This window comes from Dysgonomonas sp. GY75 (assembly GCF_015234155.1).
Classification (GTDB): domain Bacteria; phylum Bacteroidota; class Bacteroidia; order Bacteroidales; family Dysgonomonadaceae; genus Dysgonomonas; species Dysgonomonas gadei.
In genome coordinates, this window is sequence record NZ_JADCLQ010000052.1 from 177,260 (window position 1) to 197,111 (window position 19,852).

Here is a 19,852-nt window from a genome sequence, read left to right on the forward strand (position 1 = left end):
GGCAATGCCAAAAGGAAGGACAAGCCCGGGAGGGCGCGGCAGGAGTGAGCCAAGTCTCTAAAAATAAACAAAGACGGTAGCTATGCATTAAACAATTGAACATTATAAATATATCATTATTTTTTTGTTTACTTAATAATCTATTCTATTGCCGAAAAAAGTAAAGAAGAATCATTCCCTCCGAATCCGAAAGAGTTGGATAAGACATGTTTGATCGGTAAGCCTTCGTCCCATTCTGTAATAGGAATAAGATTCGTATCTTCTATCGGTTCTTTAAAGTTGAGGTTCGGATAAACGATTCCTTTAGATATGGATAATACGGATAAGGCCGCCTCTATCCCTTCTGAAGCTCCTAATGTATGCCCTATGAACGGCTTTAAGGAACTGAATCCAGGTGTACTTTCGCCGAAAAGGCGTATGATTGCTTTCCCTTCCGAAAGGTCGTTGTTAGGCGTTCCCGTACCATGCACATTGATATAATCCACGTCACGGGGTAGTATATTTGCCATTTCAACAGCTTCTCTCATACACAGGTACGGCCCGTCCCCCTCGGGGGAAGTGGCTGTCTGGTGATAAGCGTCATTTGCATTGGAATAGCCGGAGAGGATACAATAGGGTTTTCTTTTTAATGTTTTTTCTGATTGTAATACTAGATAACCAGCACCTTCGCCCAGATTCAGGCCTTCACGGGATTTGTCAAACGGTTTGCATAGTTCTTTATCCAGAATCATCAGCGAGTTAAAGCCATTTAGGGTAAACTTACATAAAGCATCGGTTCCTCCGACGATAACAGCGTCCAGCAATCCGTTTCTGATCATCCTTGCCCCCAGCATTATAGCGTTTCCTGCGGAAGAACAGGCTGTACTTATCGTTGTCATATAATCGGTTATACCCAGATGGGACGCAATCTTTTGAGTGCTGTCGCCGCAATCGTGCGAAACAATATCCCTTAAACGGCCCTTTGCCTTATCTTTTCGGAAGTCAACATAAAAGTTTTCACTTAAATCCATACCACCCACCGAGGTAGAAGATATAAGTCCGGTGCGTTGGGCGTTTACGGCTATATCTGAATCCGATAAGGCCTCTTTTGCCGCCAGTATTCCGAGCAAAGCAGTCCGGGAGCATGTTTTACCGGAAGGTAGAGCTAATAACTCTTTAAGCTGCTCATTTGTATATTTCACCTCACTTACAGGAACATCGAGGCTGGTAGGGAAAAGAGTGACTTTGCCCATACCATGACTTTTGTGCCGGATAGCATACAGGTTTTCTTCTGCATTTATACCTATACCCGATACAATACCTGTTCCTGTAATGTAAATCTTCATTATTTCTGATATGTAGAAATAAATTCGGCTAATGATCTTACCGACTTGAATATTTCGCGTCCTTCACCTTCTCCCGGCTTTTTGATTTTGATGCCATAATTACGTTCGAGAATAAGGATAATTTCGAGAGCGTCGATGGAATCCAGCCCCAAGCCATCTCCGAATAACGGGGCATCAGAATCTATATCTTCTGGAGTCATTTCTTCAAGATTTAATTCCTGTATCAGTTCTTTTTTCAGTTTTTCTATCAATTCTTCCATATTTTATCTTTCTTTATGAGTCTGAATTCAGCTTTGTATTTATTATTAAGATATTCGCACCGGCCGGTGATGCAAAATTGTAATTTACTCCTGTTCATGGCGAGTTTTACATATTCTTCCTGTCTTTCCGGATTATCGGGATATTCGATAAAGAAGGTATTTTCGCCCTGTATTTTATGACGGATACATATTTCACCCGCGACAATATTAGGTAGTGTATAAACAAATACAGCCGGACTGGCAGCATCGTCTCCACCTTCATCTATTATCCGCTGATGTTTTAAATCCGTATCTGATGACGAAAAGTAATTGGATAAGATAATCCCCATTTCATCAGGATTAAAGATAATCCCATCGAGTAAATGTAGCGCTGCTATATATCCCAGTTTGCAGAGATCATCCATCTTATAGAACTTCTGGTTGCTGTCACCTGTATTTTTGAATGCTTCGCGGATGAAAACGGCAAAATCACCGGATGCGGAGTTAAATATGACTTCATCATTTACTTTTATAGAACTATTCTCTATAATACAGCGCTTTATTTCGTTGAATAAATATGTTCCCTGCTCAATTGACTTATGCGAAGGTATTTTGGACAATATAATAGCGGCATTACAACCTCCAAAGCCGGAAGCTGTTTTAATACAGGTGTTTATCGTTTTTCCACAGATGTGGTTATTACTTACATTCAGGGATTGTGAAACACCGTTTGTTTTATAACCTGATGTGCCGTATATGACGTTCTCTTTTAATTGATGTGCGCAAATAATTGTTTCAATGATTCCCGATGCGCCTAATGTATGCCCGAAATATGGCTTTAGGCTATTGACCGGAACTTTTTCCAATTGAGCCAGATGAACAGCTTTTGCTTCCATTTCATCGTTGAAAACGGTTGCAGTGCCGTGCAGGTTTATGCAGTCGATGTCATTGGCTGTTACTCCGGCTTCATCCATCGCGTCCCTTATTGCATAGTACAGACCGTCACCTGTGCGTGAAGGGCCTGATATATGATTGGCGTCGTTGCTTATTGCCCCGCCTCTGATAATTATATTATCCGTTCCGGATTCTGCGGACAAAAGGATGCTACCACAAGCTTCTCCCAGATTTAACCCGTCCCTTTCACTGTCGTAAGGCCTGCAAAGGTTTTCACTCAGGGAACGGAACGACCGGAAACCACTGGTAATAAAATGAGAAAGGACATCTACCCCCGTAACGATTATATGCTTATAGTCTCCATTCAGAAGTAAGCGGCGGGCAATAATAAGAGCCGATACTCCCGATATGCAGGCATTGGAGACAACCATAGCCTTATCGTCCATTCCGAAATAACCTGTAATTTTAGACGCGCTTTCTCTGAGAAAAACGTTTCTGTCAATGTTCTCTGTATGATGTTTCAGTAAGTCTACATTCCCTTTTGTCGAGGAAAGAATGAAACCACACTGCGTCAAATCTATATCTTTTTGCGATAATAAGTCCCTAATCGATAATATGGCGAGTTGTTCGGCCTTGCTGAATTTTTGCAGGCTATACTTTTCTGTCAGTTCATTCAGGATACCGGAATTAATTAATCCGGCAAGAATTGGTGCATCGGAGATTTTTCCTGCTTCGACAGAGGCAATCCCGGATTTATTCAGGCTAATGGCACGGACATTTTCTTTAGTCGTAAATCCTAAAGAACTGATAATGTTATCGGCGGTAATGTATATGTCATTCAGATATTCCATTTCTTCTTCCATTCCTGATAAAAATCGGGATTTGTCCACTCCAGTTCATTATTAGAATTTAAGAATACCTGAACTGTGCTGCCTGTAGCGACAACTGTCTCACCATCACTTTTGTAAACAGTATATTCAAATATTATTTTCGCAGCGTCCGAAGCGATATAGTTTGTTTCCACAATGGCTTCTTCCCCGAATGATAAGGATTGTTTATACTGGCAGGTGAGGTCGACAATGGGCGCGGTGTATCCGTTTTCGTAAATGTCGCAATAACCGATTCCATATCGTTTTCCAAAGGTTTCCCGGCCGTCCTCAAAATACTTGATGTATTGGCCATGCCATACAATACGCATGGAGTCTACTTCACTAAAACGGACTTTTATAGTGGTTCTGTCTGTTAGCGCAGGTTCTTTAGCTTTGTATTTATGTTTTTTCATTCCTTTTTCAAAAATATTTTCATGCGGCATTCGGCGATAAGGTTATCTCCGGTTTTTACTGTCGCGCTTATCAAGGTAATTTCGGCGACTTCCTGTATTATCTTTATCTCGGTATCTAATTTTTCTCCAATCTTGGGCAAGGCGTGAATCGTCATCTTGTCTACAGATCCGATAAAGCCGAGTGGTACAGGTACGTTATTTTGCTTACAGATATATCCCACACGTGCTGCGGCAGATTGTGCGATATGTTCTATAATACCGGGTTCCTTGAAATAATTGTTTTCAATGAAAATATTATCTGGGCTGATTGTCAGTCCCGTATATGAACAATCATCCTCAATCCCGTAAAACTTATCCACCATCACTATTGGCGGACGTTGCGGAATTAAATCTAATATACCTTCACCTCTTATTATTACTAGCTTACTCATATTCGTTTACAGACCATAATGCTATGTCCCAATCCCAATCCATCGTATATTCCGGTAACTTCCAGTCCGGCAGCTTTTATGCAGCGTATCATATCATCAGAATGATACATCTTGCTGTTGCCGTTTGCCAGTGCCGTGAAATACAGGCTGGTGAGGGTGAGGCAATAAGCTGCTGTTTCAAATTTCTGACGGTCCCAGAATGTTTCCATAATGTAAAGGAACGAAGATTTTTCCATAGATGCTGCGGCACGGGACAAAATACTTGTAGCCTCTTCTTCCGAAAAACAATCAAGGAACTGACTCATCCATATAGCATCGAAGCCTCTTGGGAAAGGAACATCTTTGTCCAGCAGATTACAACCATGCCCGTGTATACGGTCGGAGCCGGATTGCCCGGAAGTTTGTTTCTTCATCAATTCAAGTTGCTGGGGTAAATCCATGATGGTTACATCTACTCCTGTGTCGAATTCAACACACTTCATGGCCCAACGGCCTGTATTACCTCCCACATCGAGCAATGTGCGGGGACTGTTTGCAAAAACGATTTCCAATGCTTGTGAAAAAGAATTATCGGAATAGAAATGATCGAAATCGAACCAGCTTTTTTGTACATTTTTGGGCAACTTTGACAGGCCTTCATATATTGTCGGCCATTCGCCAAAAACTTTCAGCCCTTCGGGTTTCCCATTCAGAAGTGCTTCTTCCAGATTGAATAGCCCGAGGTAATTCACATCATGATTGAAGTTCATATTGATACGCGCCATTTCGTCGTTCAATAAGAACCACCCGACCTTAGACAGAGTATATTTATCATCCTTTATCAATACAGTACCAATCGAAAGCGAAGCCTCCAGCAATACTTGCGCTGCATAACGGGATAGTTTTCTATGTTCCGATATTTCATTTAATGTTAGTCCTTCACGCTTCTCTGCTAACAATTCGAATATACCGAACTTGAGCATAAGCCGTGATACCTGAAAAACAATAGGACCAAAGGCTATTTCCTGCGCCATCCGCTGTGCTTCGGCCGCTGAAAATTGCTCTTCGGAATATCTTTTTTGTAAGGAAGGAAATAAGTTCATGATTGATTATATGTTAGTCGGATTATTCGGATTTATTTTTCGTTCCAGAAATTATAATAGTTGAACCACTGTTCCGGATACTTTTTTAAGATAGCTTCAAGGGCTGAAATGTATTGGTGTAATAATTGCTGTTCAGGTCTTATCTCTTCATTCCTATAGACTGGTGTAGCCATCGTGAAATGAAATGTATATGTTTTCTTAGGCTCGCGCATGGAAAAATAAAATACAACAGGCACCTTCATCTTTGCCGCTAATAGAAAAGGCCCTAAAGGAAAGCTGGTTTCTTTTCCCATGAATATACCTTTCAGGCGTCTCTCTTCGTTGATATACCGATCGCCTTGAAAACAAATATACTCCTTATTATCTAAGGCTTCTTTTATAGCGAATACATGGTTTAGATCAGTATCGTTTACGGGAATTACTTTGAAATCAGCAGACGCAGAATTCTTTTGAAGCAATTCTTTTATTCTTCTATACTCAGCATCGTATAAAACGATATTGATCTTCTTACCATAATCATCAAAGAACGGTGTGCCCATCTCCCAATTGCCAACATGCGCCCCGATTATTATCGTACCCGTGTCGGTATTCAATATATTGAGGAACTCATCATAATTCTCGAAACGGAAATTGTATTTGTCTTTCATTCCGTTGCCGATCGCAACCTTATCTATCAGGGTTTGCCCGAACTTGTAATAGCTGCGGAAGAGCATCCCGATAGAAGATAGTAGGCTTTTGTTTAGTATCTTACGGGAATAGATCCAGATGCTTTTGGATGCCTTGGGCGCAAAGGGGATAAAGTATAATACGATAGTGCTTAAAAATGCATAAGCAGCTGTAATTCCTATTTTCTTTATCAGGAAGATAAAGAACAGGTATCCGAATACTCCTCCTCTGGTTTTACCCTTCCATTCCGTCATTTGGCTTGTCGAGATGTTCTATGATGAAATCATAGAAATCCTGAAAAGTTTTTATATTTACAAAGTCATTACCATTTACGGTAAATCCGAAATTCTGTTCTATCAGTACGACCATATCTACAAAGTCGAGGCTATCCATTTCCAGTGTCTCGATCAAAGGCGCATCCGGCTGGATAGTTTCTACATCTACTTCAAACTCTTCGGCTAAAGTCGTTCTTATTTTCTCTATTATCTCTTCGTTCGTCATTTCCATCAGGACTAGTTACTCTTTGAATTTTTTAATTATTAGGGTTGAATTTGTTCCTCCAAAACCGAATGAGTTGGAAAGAAACATGTCAAATGAAGTATCAATACGTTTATTAGGTATATTAAGCAAAGCCGAGGCTTCGTCTGCTTCTTCAAAATTAAGATTCGGAGCGATGAAGTTATTATTCATCATCAATATCGAATAGATCGCTTCGCTGGCTCCTGCCATCCACATTTCGTGTCCTGTCATCGACTTTGTGGACGTTACAAAAGGTTTATGTTCCCCGAGTACCGTGCTGATCGCTTTAGCCTCATTCATGTCCCCGATAGGGGTAGATGTGGCATGCGCGTTTATATATCCGATTTCCTCCGGCTTTACATTCGCATCTTTCAGGCACATCTCCAAAGAACGGATTGGCCCGTCTATATTCGGGGTAGATATATGATCCCCGTTTGAAGAGAATCCATATCCTATTACTTCTGCCATAATGTTAGCTCCACGTCGCACTGCGGATTCGTAGCTTTCCACTACCAGACTGGCGGCACCGCCACTGGGAACAAGCCCGTCCCTGTTCTTGTCGAATGGGCGGGATGCCTTGGTAGGTTCATCTATTAATTTGGAAAATGTACCCAATCCATCGAAACTTCCAACTGCATATGGGTTTACTTCTTGTGCGCCTCCGCAAAGGATACAATCCTGTAAACCGTTTTTGATGAGAAAGTATGCTAATCCGATAGCATGTGAACCACTGGCACATGCGCCTGAAACAGTGAGATTGATTCCTCTCAGCTTGAAAATAACCGAGAGATTCATTGTTACGGTCGAGTTCATTGACTGGAAGATTGATCCCGAGCCAACGAGTACTGTATTCTTTTTGTTACGGATAATGTCGGCGGCTTCTATGACGGGGAGTGCGCTGCTATCGTTACCATAGAGTACACCTACTTCATTCGCTTCGAGGAATGCTTCGTCTATTCGTGCATTCCGGAATGCTTCGAGTGTAGCGACATATGCATATTCGCCTTGTTCGGCTAAGAAGTTACGCTTTTTACGATCGAGAAGTTTTTTCATGTCAGGCCTTTCTATTATGCCTGTCAGTGGAGAAAGGAAACCGAAGTCCGGTCTTTCGGGATCGATGCCTATACCCGATTTGCCATGATATAGCGAATCTTTTACCTCATCAAGATTTTTTCCGATGCAGGAATAAATTCCCATGCCTGTTATAACAACTCTCCTCATTTATGTATTTATAGTATTATCAGGTATATATACCGCCATTAATGGAAATCACCTCGCCTGTAATATACGATGCTTCTTTCGAGGCCAGAAATCCGACTAATGAAGCCACTTCTTCTGCTGTGCCGAAGCGTCCTACAGGTATCAGTTTTTTCAACTCTTCTTCGGGCAGATCTTTTACCATCTCCGTTTGTATGAATCCCGGAGCTACGGCGTTTACGGTCACATTTCGGGGACCGACTTCAGCTGCAAGCGCTTTTGTCGCTGCTATAAGGCCGCCTTTGGCCGCCGAATAGTTTGCCTGCCCCTTCATTCCTTTAATGCCGGACAAAGATACAATATTTATAATTCGGCCGAATCTCTTTACCAGCATATTTTTCAACATATACTGGGTCACATGGAAGAAGCCGTTGAGGCTGATGTTTAAGACACTTGTCCAGTCTTCTTCGGGCATCCATATCATCAGGTTATCTTTTCTGATACCTGCGTTGTTTACCAGAACTTCTATATATTCGTTTTTATGTTGGGCTGTCCAGGTATCGAGGGTTGACTTTGTTTCGGCGGCATCCGATACGTCAAATTTCAACAGTTCCCCGTCAGAACCTATTTCCTTCACCAACTCTAATGTCTTTTCCGCTTCTTCACGGCTCGAATTATAGTTGATCAGGATAAAATATCCCATTTCGGCAAGTCTGAGGCTCGTTGCTCTGCCGATTCCTTTGCTGGCTCCTGTTACTAAAGCGTATTTCATAATGAAATTTTTTCTATTTCTTTATTCGTTAGGTAATTCGTCAGCTTACTTATCTCTTTGTATTTCGGTGTATCCTCTACAAATTTAGGGAAGATATCCCTAATTTCATCATAGATTACTTTTGTATTCTTAGATAAATCATCTTGTATATTCAGGCAGTCTATGGCCTGTGTTATCCCCATAAACAAAACAGACATTACCTGATACCCATTGTCTATTACCGTTTTGGCAAGTAGGGCTGAATTTGTACCCATACTTACAATATCCTGATTGTCATTGTTATTCGGTATACTGTGTACATACATAGGATAGGAGAGTGTCTGGCACTCTGCCGTGGTGGAGGTTGCTGTAAATTGCGCAGCTTGTAACCCGTAGTTCAATCCCAGTACACCCATATTTACAAAGGGAGGAAGTATATCATTTATCCGGTCGTGAAACAGGTAATTGAGCTGTCTCTCGGAAAGCATGACCATTTTTGTCACAGCTATTTTTAGTTTATCCATTTCAAAGGACACATAATCGCCGTGGAAATTTCCGCCGTGATATACATTTCCGCTTTCTTTGTCTACAATGGGGTTATCGCAGGCCGAATTGGTTTCATTTGCCAATACCTCCTCCGCATTTACCAAAGTATCGTGTACGGGGCCTAATATCTGAGGAACGCAACGTAATGAATAATATGGCTGGACCTTATGTTTAAGTATTTTTTCTTTGTTTTCTTTATTATACAGGTAATTCTCACGCTTGCGTAAGCTGGAACTTCCGTCACTCCATTTACGCATCATCCTGGCTATCTCTTTCTGACCTTTATGGTGTTTTGTCGCATTCAGTTCTTCGGACATAAAGTCATCATACGAAGAGGCTATCTCATTTATCATCACTGATGCCGCAACAGCCCAGTGCAGCAATCTCTTTGCGTATATAAGGTTTACAATGCCGATTCCTGTCATTACAGAAGTTCCGTTGGTAACCGAAAGGCCCTCACGTATATGCATGGAGATTCGCTTCAATCCGTTTTCTTTCAATACCCCGGCCGTATCTCTCAATTCACCCTTGTAAAACACTTCACCCTCACCTATTAAAGCTAATGCGATGTGTGCCAATTGTACAAGGTCGCCACTTGCTCCTACGCTGCCATGCTCGGGTACAAACGGACAGATGCCGCGGTTGATAAATTCCGCTAATAAATGAATCAGTTCGGGATGGATACCTGATTTTCCTTGTAACAAATTATTCAGGCGTACTATCATTGCCGATTTCACATAGAGGGCGTCCAGAGGTTTGCCTGCTCCTGTGGAATGGCTGCGGATAATATTGTATTGAAGATTGGTCAGGAAGTCATCATCGACACGGTATTGAGCCATCGGGCCAAATCCGGTATTGATGCCATATATGATTTTATCCTCCGAAAATTTTTTCAGAAAGTTGTAGCTTTGTTCTACTTGGGCAATGCTTTCTTTATTTGGTACTAGTTTTTCTCCTTTGAATAAAAGTGTGTATATAGTATCAATGTCAAGGGCTTTTATCATTTTTCTTTATAATCTGATTAAAGATTTGCAAAAGTATTACTTTTTGACATCTCTTGCAATGCGCTAAAGAAAAAAACAGTTAAATATAAAGACCGGATATTAAAATAAAACTGGTTTTACTTGATAAAGCTAAAAAAAGGTTGTATTAATGCAAGTATTTCATCATGTATAACAGTATTATTCGATGCTACGATATGATGGTTATTGAAAAGAAGTTCCTGTCCTTCAAAATTTGAAATACGGCCACTTGCTTCTTCTACTATGAGTGCGCCTGCCATAAAGTCCCAAGGATTGATGAAGGCTTCACACCAGATATCGAACCGTCCGGCAGCGACATAACATAACGACATGGCGGCCGAACCATTCACGCGGATACTGGATGCTTTGCCGTATAACTGATCCATAAAGTGGTTCATCAGGGGTTTGTACTCTTTGTCGTTGTATGGCAAATCAAGGCCGACTAAGGCTTTGTTTATATCGTTTGTGGCAGATACTGATATCTGTTTTCCATTCAGGTACGCGTTGCTGCCTTTCCATGCATAAAAGCATTCATCACGGCATACTTCATATACAACGCCTACTAATGGCTTCGATTTGTAGGTAAGGGCTATGCTTACACAGTACGGAGCGTTGTCGTGAATAAAGTTGGTTGTTCCGTCCAGCGGATCAATAACCCAGCAATAGTCTTTCTCTTCGGTTTTTATAGTTTCTTCTTCTGTGACAAATCCGGCTTCCGGCAACAGCGCCGATAATTTTTTTACCAGAAGTTTTTCGGTTTCCTTGTCTACATACGATACATAGTCGTGTGCGTTCTTTTCTTCTACTCTGTTTCTTTGAAAAACTTTTCTCTCCTTTGCGAGAAAATGTCCGCCTTCGGTAGCTATTTTGCAGACTTCGGATGTTATATGTTCTAAATTCATAAGTTTATATTAAATACGGTTCAAATTTAATGAAATAAAAAAGAGTTGTAACTTTATATCGCTATTTATTGTTTAATATTATCTATTAAAGTGTACATCGTTCATTATTCTGTAATTGCATGGTATACTTTTTGCTAGTTTATAATATATAGATAAATTTATGGAAGTATTATACATAAAGAATATGGTTTGCAACCGTTGCATTATGGTTGTGGAATCCGAGCTTGAAAAACTGGAGATACAACCGCTTTCGGTTGAATTGGGTGAAGTCCGTCTCGATAAAAAATTAACCACAGAGCAAAAAAATAAGTTGAGCGGGAGGCTCGAATCTCTGGGATTTTCGTTGATAGACGATAAAAAAGGCCGTTTGATAGAACAGGTAAAAAACCTTATTATAGAGTTGGTGCATTATAATAACAATAATCTGAAAATCAATCTGTCCGATTATATCAGTGATAAACTTCATCACGATTATAATTATATCAGCAATCTGTTTTCGGAAGTAGAGGGCACTACGATAGAAAAGTACTTTATAGCCCAGAAAATAGAAAAGGTAAAGGAATTGCTGGTGTACGACGAACTCACATTGAATGAAATAGCTTTCAACCTGAATTATTCCAGTGTTGCTCACCTTAGCGCCCAGTTCAAGAAAGTAACGGGCCTCACCCCGAGCCACTTCAGGCAAATAAGAACAAACAAGCGAAAACCATTGGATGAGGTGTAAATCTCATAAACTTTCCAAAGAATAGTATAACAACTTCCGGCTATTTTGTTGCCATCTTTGTACAATCAAAAGATGAAGATTATGAAAGCAACAGATAATACAGTAAAGAAGACGTTCCCCGTACTCCAGATGTCATGCGCGTCGTGTGCTATAAGTGCGGAGAGTATTGTTAAGGGACTGAAAGGAGTGGTAAATGCATCGGTTAACTTTGCTACTGCAACATTGGCTGTAGAATATTTACCGGATGAAATATCTCCCGAGAATATGCGTGATGCGATTCAGGACGGGGGGTATGACCTGTTTATTGAAGAAGACAGGAATACAACGGCTGAAACTTTGGAAGAAATTCACCGGAAGAAATTCGGCGATCTCAAACGGAGAACGATATTAGCCATCGTCCTTTCTATACCGGTAGTTGTGATAGGGATGTTCTTTATGCATATGCCCTATGCCAACGAAATAATGTGGGTGCTTTCCACTCCTGTTATTTTCTGGTTGGGTAAAGATTTCTTTATCAATGCATGGAAGCAGGCAAAGCACAGATATGCAAATATGGATACGCTCGTGGCATTGAGTACAAGTGTGGCTTATTTGTTTAGCGTGTTCAATACGCTGTTCCCTGATTTCTGGATAACAAGAGGAGTAGAACCCCATGTCTATTTCGAGGCTGCCAGCGTTATCATTGCATTTATTCTATTGGGACGGTTGCTGGAGGAAAAGGCAAAAGGGAATACTTCGTCTGCCATAAAAAAGCTGATGGGCTTGCAACCGAAGACCGTTACTATTATACAAGAAGATGGCAGTCACAATCAAATCCCGATTGAAAATGTAAATATAGACGACCTTATTCTGGTAAAGCCCGGAGAAAAGATTGCAGTGGACGGACGGGTTACGGAGGGGACATCATATGTGGACGAAAGCATGCTGAGCGGAGAACCTGTACCCGTATTGAAGGAAGCAGATGAAAAAGTATTTGCCGGAACAATAAATCAAAAGGGAAGTTTCTGCTTCAAGGCTGAGAAAGTAGGCTCCGAAACCATGCTTGCCCAAATCATAAAGATGGTGCAGGAAGCGCAGGGCAGCAAAGCTCCGGTGCAAAAACTGGTTGACAAAATAGCCGGAATCTTTGTTCCTGTGGTAATAAGCATTGCTGTTGTGTCTTTCATTGTTTGGCTCGTACTAGGTGGTAGCGGAGGTTTTACACATGGCTTACTTGCATTGGTAACGGTGCTCATTATTGCCTGCCCATGTGCTTTGGGACTTGCCACGCCGACAGCGATAATGGTCGGAGTAGGGAAGGGCGCTGAAAAAGGCATCCTGATAAAAGATGCTGAAAGCCTTGAACTGGCAAAGAAGATAAACGCAGTTGTGCTGGACAAGACCGGAACCATAACAGAAGGTAAACCTCAGGTAACCGATATTCTCTGGCTGAATAATGATGACAGCCCGAAAGCCGCTTTACTAAGCCTGGAGAAACAATCGGAGCATCCGTTAGCGGAGGCTGTGGTACGATATTTCGATGCAGAGGCGTCTATTCCTGCCTCCGGCTTCGAAAGTATTACGGGAAAAGGAGCTAAAGGCTTTGTTGGCGGGCAGTTATACTTTGCCGGAAATTATAAATTGCTGAATGATAACAACATTGTTATAAATGAAGCCTTAGGCAAAAAGGCCGAAGAACTTAGTTCCCAGTCTAAAACTGTAATCTGGTTTGCTGATGATAAGCAGGCGATTGCTGTCGTTGCCATTGCAGATGAGATAAAGATGACTTCGCAAACCGCTGTGCGGGAATTACAATCCTCAGGAATAGAGGTGTATATGCTCACCGGAGACAACGAATCCACTGCAAAGGAAATAGCTACACGAACGGGCATAAAACACTATAAAGCTGAAGTGTTGCCTCAACAAAAAGCTGAATTTATAAAGCAGTTGCAGGCGGAGGGTAAAATAGTAGCGATGGTCGGAGACGGGATCAATGACAGTACAGCACTGGCTCAGGCAGATTTGAGCATAGCGATGGGTAAAGGCAGCGATATTGCTATGGATGTGGCAAAGATGACAATTATATCGTCGGACCTCACCAAAATACCCGAAGCGATTAAGCTGTCGCGGCAAACAGTTACTACTATACGGCAAAACCTGTTCTGGGCATTTATATATAACCTGATAGGAATACCTGTTGCCGCGGGCATCCTTTTCCCAATCAATGGCTTTTTACTTAATCCGATGATAGCAGGTGCTGCGATGGCGTTGAGTAGTGTCAGTGTGGTTAGCAATAGCTTACGCCTGAAATGGAAGAAATAAGAATTTATAAAAAAACGAAAAACGAAAAGTGAAAAATAAATTTTAGCCTACTGGTATCCGGTACACTGGGATTCTAAAAACTTTTCACTTTTCATTTATCACTTAATTAAACATATGGAAACAAAGACATTTACATTTAAGACCAATATCAATTGTGGCGGATGTATCGCCAAAGTAACCCCGTTCCTCGATGAAGTGAAAGGTATTTCAAACTGGAATGTAGATACTGAAAATAAGAATAAGATACTGACTGTAGTATCGGACGGCATCACCGAAAGTGAAGTGATAGATACTGTACAGAAGGCGGGATTTAAGATAGAAACGATATAAAGTATTATTTAACGGGCGGCTGATCAAAATATATGATCAGCAGTCCGTTTTTTACCTATTCCCTAGCCGCTTGAGTTATTCCAATTATCACACCGAAATCACCGTCCATCGGATTCAGATGTTTCTCAGGCAGATACATACGTGATACGAACCCATCGAGATACAAAGCGTTTCTACAGCCAAGTGATTTGAAATAAGAAGCAAAGTCATAAAAATTTACTTTTGCCGTAGATATAACAAACACCACATTATTATCCGGTAAAATACCAACTCCATTCCGTATTTGCAGATTTGTCGAACCATCCTTAAACTGAGGATGTATCTCTCCGTCTATAACAAGCATTGGGCCCGATTGGGTAGCATACTTTATTTGTCCGTTATCCGTGAAATTTTCGGTTTTACATACAACTGCCGTATTATTGGATGTGATGTAGAAAATTCCGTTTGGCTTCATATAAAAATTGCCTGTATTGGAAGATGAATCCAGCTTTTTTAATGTTTTAAACCGTTGTATAAAAAGTCCTACCGGCGCATAATTGGAATCGAACATACCTCCGTTCATCGCAAATATCAGTTTCAAATCTTTCCTTTCAACATACGTTTTCAGATTTTGTATACTGCGTATAATTTTGCTGCTATCATCTTTCCAGTAAAAATCAATATCCTGCGATTTTGTATCTACGACGTAACTAATGATCTTATCATCAATAGGATTCTTATCCGGAGAGAATGAAATCGCCACAGTGACCGAAAATATAAATAAAGAAAATAATATTAACTGTTTGTATATAGTCATTATGATAGTTTGTTTTGTGTGCAGGCAATTTAGTGATTAAAATGATAAGTTGCAAAATTACTTTTTTATTATAAATTCTACGTTTATATCTCTGATTATATTGAAGTTTTATAAACATTTCAAAGAACGGTTGCTTTTTACATATAGATAAAGCTTTTCTGAGAATATTCAGATAGTTACCACAATTTTCACCTGTACAATATTGGCGCATTCGTTTTTATTGTCTTACCTTTGTCGCAGCATTTCTAACGTTGTGTAATGTCATGGATTGGTTAATGGAGACCATTTTTGAGCCCTCGTCGGTTCAATCTATTATAGTTATTTCGGTCGTTTCGGCCATTGGGTTGCAACTAGGCAAGCTGCAACTGTTCAATATTTCACTGGGTATCACCTTTGTTTTCTTTGTCGGCATTATACTGGGTCATTTCGATCTTGACCTGAATAAAGATATGCTTAATTTTGCTCAAAATTTTGGGCTTATACTGTTTATCTATGCCTTAGGATTACAGGTCGGGCCCGGTTTCTTTTCTTCACTGCGTAAAGGAGGCCTTCGTTTAAATATGCTGGCCTTGGGCGTTGTCTTCCTCGGTTTGGTAATGGCGCTTATATTCAGTATCGTCAGTGATATTTCTTTACCCAATATGGTGGGTATTCTTTGCGGAGCCACTACAAATACTCCGGCTTTGGGTGCAGCACAACAAGCATTGAAACAAATAACCGGCGGAGATATGAAAGCCATAGCTGATATGGCATTGGCTACTGCCGTGGCATATCCGTTGGGAGTAGTAGGCGTAATATTAGCTATCATATTCCTGAAGAAAGTGTTCGTGGCCAAAGGCGCTTATGCTGTTCCCAGTGAGAAGAAAGACCATAATACATATGTAGGCGAGTTTCATGTGACTAATCCGGCTATAGAAGGAAAGACGATCCGCGATATCATGAAGCTGTCTTCAAAGCGTTTTGTCATATCACGCATCTGGCGCGACGGCAAAGTGACCATCCCTACTTCCGAAAGCGTGATGCAACATGACGACCATCTACTGATTATCTCTATCAAATCGGATGTAGAGCATATCAAGGTTTTGTTCGGCGAGCAGGAAAACGTAGACTGGAACAAGGAAGATATAGACTGGAACCATATAGATAACAGCCAGCTTGTATCGCGCCGTATTATCGTAACCCGCAGCAAGGTTAATGGCGTGAAGCTGGGTACGTTGAGGCTCAGAAACAATTACGGTATCAATATTACCCGTGTTAACCGTGCAGGTATAGACCTGCTTGCTTCGCCGGACTTGTCTCTACAGATCGGCGATAAGCTTACAGTGGTCGGAGAAAAGGCGTCGATAGACAATGTGGCTAAAATACTCGGTGACGAAGAGAAACGCCTCGACCGTCCCAACCTCATCGCTATCTTTGCCGGTATTGCCTTAGGTCTTATCCTGGGAGCATTGCCCCTTCCTTTCCCGGGTATGACATTCCCCGTGAAGCTGGGTATAGCCGGAGGACCTATCATTGTAGGAATACTGATGGGCGCATTTGGCCCCCGCTTCCGTTTTACCACATATACGACTCAGAGCGCAAACTTACTGATGCGCCAGTTCGGGCTCACAGTCTATCTGGCATGCTTGGGAATCAGCGCCGGAGAGCATTTCTTCGAGACTGTATTCCAGACAGAAGGACTTCTGTGGGTTGGCTTCGGTTTTATACTGACTGTTGTCCCTGTCATTGTTGTAGCCTTATTTGCCATGAAAATGTTCAAACTCAACTATGCCAAGTGTGTTGGGATGCTTTGCGGCAGTATGGCAAATCCAATGGCGCTCAACTATGTAAACTCGATAATAGAAGACGATGAACCATCTGTAGCATATGCCACTGTTTATCCCGTATCTATGTTTGCCAGGATAATCTTCACGCAACTGCTTCTGATGTTCTTTATATAGAGATACAGTTAAGAGCCTGTATACAGGCAATCTCTATTCTTCCGGTTTAGCACCATTATAGCAATATGTACAAACGCATTCTTTGGGCAGACCAATTGATGCGATCAGATCCTCTACCGTAATAAACTTCAGTGTGGTTATATTCAGCTTTTTACGGATGCAGTCTATCATATTCTTATATTGAGGCGAATCGGTGGTCGCGTACTTATCCAGATCTTTCTCGTGATCACCTTCGAGTTCCTCCACTGTACGGCGTGCAATCAGTTCCAATGGTGAACGTGACGCCGAAAAGCCCAGAAAAGGACATGAGAACAAAATCGGCGGGCTGCCTAAACGGATATGTACTTCTTTGGCTCCGTATCCGTAGAGTATATTCACATTGTCGTTGAGCTGTGTGCCCCGCACAATCGAATCGTCACAGAATATTACCCGCTTGTCCCTCAGTAGTTCACGGTTAGGGATTAGCTTCATTTTAGCTACCAGGTCCCGCACTTTCTGATTGGCAGGAGTGAAACTGCGCGGCCACGTAGGCGTATATTTGATAATGGCACGGCGGTAAGGAATTCCCTTTCCTTCGGCATATCCCAAACCCATGCCGATACCAGAGTCGGGGATGGCCGCCACATAATCTGCTTCCGTATCATCTTTCTTAGCCATGGCTTGCCCACTGGCATAGCGCACAGCATCCACGTTTATACCTTCATAATCGGATACCGGATAACCATAGTAGACCCAGAGGAAAGAGCAGGCTTGCATTTTCTTGTTTGGTTTGCGCAGTTGTGTCATGCTATCGGCAGTAAGCATAACTACTTCTCCCGGACCGACATTGTATTCCAATTCGTACTCCAGATTAGGAAAGCTGCAAGGTTCGCTTGTTGCCGCATACGCTCCGTCTTTCTTCCCTATAAGGACAGGTGTACGCCCCCATTTATCACGTGCCGCGATAATTCCTTCTTCGGTAAGGATAAGCATGGAGCAAGAGCCTTTTATCTTTTCCTGAACCAGCTCTATCCCCTCTACAAAAGTATTGGCCTGTGAAATAAGGAGAGCTATCAGTTCCGTTTGATTAATTTGTCCGGCATTAAATTCCGAAAAGTGGCATCCTTTATCGAGCAGTTCCTTTTCCAGTTCGTCTATATTGTTTACTTTAGCTACCGTTACTACAGCATATTTTCCCAGATGGGAACTGATAAATATAGGCTGAGGGTCGGTATCACTGATAATTCCAATGCCTGAGTTGCCCTGAAACTTATCTAAGTCGGCTTCGAAGCGCAGACGGAAATATGAATTTTCCAGATTATGAATTGCTCGTTTAAAAGTCCCGTCATGGAGTGTAACCATACCTCCCCGGCGGGTTCCTAAATGTGAGTTGTAATCTGTGCCATAAAAAAGGTCTGTAGCACAGGCTGTTTTAGATATTGTTCCAAAGAAACCACCCATTTTCTATTGTGTTTTTTTAATTATAGTCGTAAAAAGTAATTTTATACCGTGTCTTAAAGTCGTAACTGCCAATCATTGTTCTCTTTATAAGAATGACATAAGGCCTGATACCTCAATTTTTTTAGATTGGGATATAAAAGTACTAGTTTTCGGGGAAATATCAGTCCTATAAGTAACAGATTAATATTTTAAATTAATACACTTAATTTCAGTTGTCAGGAAACAATGCCTTTCTCCTAACTGCCCGAAGGGCGCAGTAGCTTGTAGCTATTTTAAAAAGGTAACAAAGGTAACACTATTTACAGTTAACAGTAAACAGTCAACAGTCAACAATTAGAACTCTTTTATACTTATTACTTAAAACTTACTGTTTGTTAAAAGGTTACAGGTTTTATGGCTTTTGTAGGGGCGAAACATCTTTCGCCCCTACAGTTTTCCAAAAAGGTAACAAAGGTAACACTATTTACAGTTAGCAGTAAACAGTAAACAGTAAACAGAAATGCAGGTCTTTCTACTTACTACTTATTACTTACTACTTTCTACTTCCTCAATCTGTCCTCGATGTATATCCCGGAGGCAGAAACGGATAAAGATTGACCTTGGGTTTCTCTAGCGGAGCGGCGGATGGTTGAGCGACAGGCGGCTGTTCCATGACTTTACCTTGTTCACTTTCCACTTTTATTTCTTCACTTTTCACTTTTTTCTCCTCTTCCAGTTTCCTGTCCACGGCCGCCACTACCTCCGCATTGAGCGAGCCGCCCGGACGGAAGCCGTTCTCCTGTAAGATCATCAGTTGCCGTTTGGTTTCTTCATCCTGTACTTCGATGACCAGCGGACGGCGCTCCGATGCCAATAATCGGTCTTTGTCTTTCTTCCTTTCCTCCCGGTCAAGTACGTACTTTATAGCACGGATACTCGGCGGACAGAATTTCTTTTCCACTACACGGCATTTCTCCACATCGTTCACCGGATCGTTTTTGTCGGGGACATAGGTAATCTTCTCTTTTTTCTGCACATAACCTTCGAGCAGTTGTTTCAGGCCTATACGTGCCGAGGCTACCATCACATCTTCGCGGTGGTCGATGGCTTCTTCTACCGCTTCTTTAAACCCGGGCTTTTCTTTTTTCCATTCATAAAATGTCTTACGGCTGATTTTAAATGATTTGCAGATTTCAGATATGCTGCACAAATCCTGTTCTATCATCCGGATAATCTCTGTAGCGATTTTTTCTTTATACTTCATAAGATACTTAAATATTAATGTTTAATAACTAGTTTCTTATATAGATAAAGATGTTTTATTTTGATAAATATTTTTGTAAAAAATAGAGACTATGCAGCTAATATTGTATATGCTGCATCATCTATATATACCTAAGATAATTATTATTAAGTAAAAGAAAGTATTTAATACAGCATTATTTAGTTATAGCTAATAGACCTGCGACTTTAAACAGAAAAATAC

The 19,852-nt window shown here is 41.3% G+C and carries 19 protein-coding genes; 4 read left to right on the top strand and 15 right to left on the bottom strand.

What is annotated here, in order from left to right; genetic code table 11:
• Positions 1 to 140: 140 nt before the first annotated feature.
• From IR083_RS20075 to IR083_RS20130, 12 genes are all read right to left on the bottom strand, one after another.
• Positions 141 to 1,325 (bottom strand): beta-ketoacyl-[acyl-carrier-protein] synthase family protein, encoded by a 1,185-nt coding sequence (locus IR083_RS20075; RefSeq protein ID WP_194225645.1) that lies wholly within the window; start codon positions 1,323 to 1,325, stop codon positions 141 to 143.
• The gene (locus tag IR083_RS20080) at positions 1,325 to 1,585 is read right to left on the bottom strand and encodes a phosphopantetheine-binding protein (protein ID WP_194225646.1); all 261 of its coding nucleotides are present in this window, start codon (positions 1,583 to 1,585) and stop codon (positions 1,325 to 1,327) included. The genes IR083_RS20075 and IR083_RS20080 overlap by 1 nt, the downstream gene beginning before the upstream one ends.
• Entirely contained in the window at positions 1,573 to 3,309 is a 1,737-nt protein-coding gene (locus IR083_RS20085) for a beta-ketoacyl synthase N-terminal-like domain-containing protein (protein ID WP_194225795.1), read from the bottom strand. Before IR083_RS20085 ends, IR083_RS20080 begins: the two co-directional genes overlap by 13 nt.
• Entirely contained in the window at positions 3,297 to 3,740 is a 444-nt protein-coding gene (locus tag IR083_RS20090; RefSeq protein WP_194225647.1) for an acyl-CoA thioesterase, read from the bottom strand. The genes IR083_RS20085 and IR083_RS20090 overlap by 13 nt, the downstream gene beginning before the upstream one ends.
• Positions 3,737 to 4,171 (bottom strand): hydroxymyristoyl-ACP dehydratase, encoded by a 435-nt coding sequence (locus IR083_RS20095; protein ID WP_194225648.1) that lies wholly within the window; start codon positions 4,169 to 4,171, stop codon positions 3,737 to 3,739. The genes IR083_RS20090 and IR083_RS20095 overlap by 4 nt, the downstream gene beginning before the upstream one ends.
• On the bottom strand, positions 4,168 to 5,253 hold the full coding sequence (locus IR083_RS20100) for a class I SAM-dependent methyltransferase (protein ID WP_194225649.1): 1,086 nt from the start codon (positions 5,251 to 5,253) through the stop codon (positions 4,168 to 4,170). Before IR083_RS20100 ends, IR083_RS20095 begins: the two co-directional genes overlap by 4 nt.
• Positions 5,254 to 5,285: 32 nt before the next feature.
• Positions 5,286 to 6,173: an acyltransferase gene (locus tag IR083_RS20105; protein WP_194225650.1), complete on the bottom strand. Its 888-nt coding sequence runs from the start codon at positions 6,171 to 6,173 to the stop codon at positions 5,286 to 5,288.
• Positions 6,154 to 6,420, bottom strand: coding sequence for an acyl carrier protein (locus IR083_RS20110; RefSeq protein ID WP_006801508.1), 267 nt, complete (start codon positions 6,418 to 6,420; stop codon positions 6,154 to 6,156). Before IR083_RS20110 ends, IR083_RS20105 begins: the two co-directional genes overlap by 20 nt.
• 15 nt (positions 6,421 to 6,435) lie before the next feature.
• Positions 6,436 to 7,659, bottom strand: a complete 1,224-nt coding sequence (locus IR083_RS20115; protein ID WP_194225651.1) for a beta-ketoacyl-[acyl-carrier-protein] synthase family protein — start codon at positions 7,657 to 7,659, stop codon at positions 6,436 to 6,438.
• Between the two features lie 19 nt (positions 7,660 to 7,678).
• Complete coding sequence (gene fabG / locus IR083_RS20120) at positions 7,679 to 8,407, bottom strand: 3-oxoacyl-ACP reductase FabG (RefSeq protein WP_194225652.1); 729 nt, start codon at positions 8,405 to 8,407, stop codon at positions 7,679 to 7,681.
• Positions 8,404 to 9,936, bottom strand: coding sequence for a histidine ammonia-lyase (gene hutH / locus IR083_RS20125; RefSeq protein WP_194225653.1), 1,533 nt, complete (start codon positions 9,934 to 9,936; stop codon positions 8,404 to 8,406). The genes fabG and hutH overlap by 4 nt, the downstream gene beginning before the upstream one ends.
• Positions 9,937 to 10,052: 116 nt before the next feature.
• Entirely contained in the window at positions 10,053 to 10,856 is an 804-nt protein-coding gene (locus tag IR083_RS20130) for an inositol monophosphatase family protein (RefSeq protein WP_194225654.1), read from the bottom strand.
• A 160-nt stretch (positions 10,857 to 11,016) separates the two neighbouring features.
• Here IR083_RS20130 and IR083_RS20135 point away from each other — a divergent pair, with 160 nt between their 5' ends.
• The 3 genes from IR083_RS20135 (at position 11,017) to IR083_RS20145 (ending at position 14,211) form a co-directional block, all read left to right on the top strand.
• Entirely contained in the window at positions 11,017 to 11,580 is a 564-nt protein-coding gene (locus IR083_RS20135) for a helix-turn-helix domain-containing protein (RefSeq protein WP_194225655.1), read from the top strand.
• Between the two features lie 81 nt (positions 11,581 to 11,661).
• Positions 11,662 to 13,881, top strand: coding sequence for a heavy metal translocating P-type ATPase (locus tag IR083_RS20140; protein WP_194225656.1), 2,220 nt, complete (start codon positions 11,662 to 11,664; stop codon positions 13,879 to 13,881).
• Between the two features lie 114 nt (positions 13,882 to 13,995).
• Positions 13,996 to 14,211 (top strand): heavy-metal-associated domain-containing protein, encoded by a 216-nt coding sequence (locus IR083_RS20145; RefSeq protein WP_006801515.1) that lies wholly within the window; start codon positions 13,996 to 13,998, stop codon positions 14,209 to 14,211.
• Between the two features lie 55 nt (positions 14,212 to 14,266).
• On the opposite strand, the gene IR083_RS20150 is transcribed toward IR083_RS20145, so the two are convergent.
• Positions 14,267 to 15,007 carry a phosphodiester glycosidase family protein gene (locus IR083_RS20150; RefSeq protein ID WP_194225657.1) on the bottom strand — a complete coding sequence of 247 codons (741 nt, stop codon included), beginning with the start codon at positions 15,005 to 15,007 and terminating at the stop codon, positions 14,267 to 14,269.
• 263 nt (positions 15,008 to 15,270) lie between these two features.
• Between IR083_RS20150 and IR083_RS20155 the strand changes: the two genes are divergently transcribed.
• Complete coding sequence (locus tag IR083_RS20155; protein ID WP_006801517.1) at positions 15,271 to 16,947, top strand: putative transporter; 1,677 nt, start codon at positions 15,271 to 15,273, stop codon at positions 16,945 to 16,947.
• A gap of 33 nt (positions 16,948 to 16,980) precedes the next feature.
• Here the strand turns inward: IR083_RS20155 and IR083_RS20160 are convergent, their stop codons facing one another.
• Both IR083_RS20160 and IR083_RS20165 read right to left on the bottom strand, forming a co-directional pair.
• On the bottom strand, positions 16,981 to 18,387 hold the full coding sequence (locus IR083_RS20160) for an amidophosphoribosyltransferase (RefSeq protein ID WP_006801518.1): 1,407 nt from the start codon (positions 18,385 to 18,387) through the stop codon (positions 16,981 to 16,983).
• Positions 18,388 to 18,934: 547 nt separating this feature from the next.
• On the bottom strand, positions 18,935 to 19,630 hold the full coding sequence (locus IR083_RS20165) for a helix-turn-helix domain-containing protein (RefSeq protein ID WP_194225658.1): 696 nt from the start codon (positions 19,628 to 19,630) through the stop codon (positions 18,935 to 18,937).
• Positions 19,631 to 19,852 lie beyond the last annotated feature (222 nt).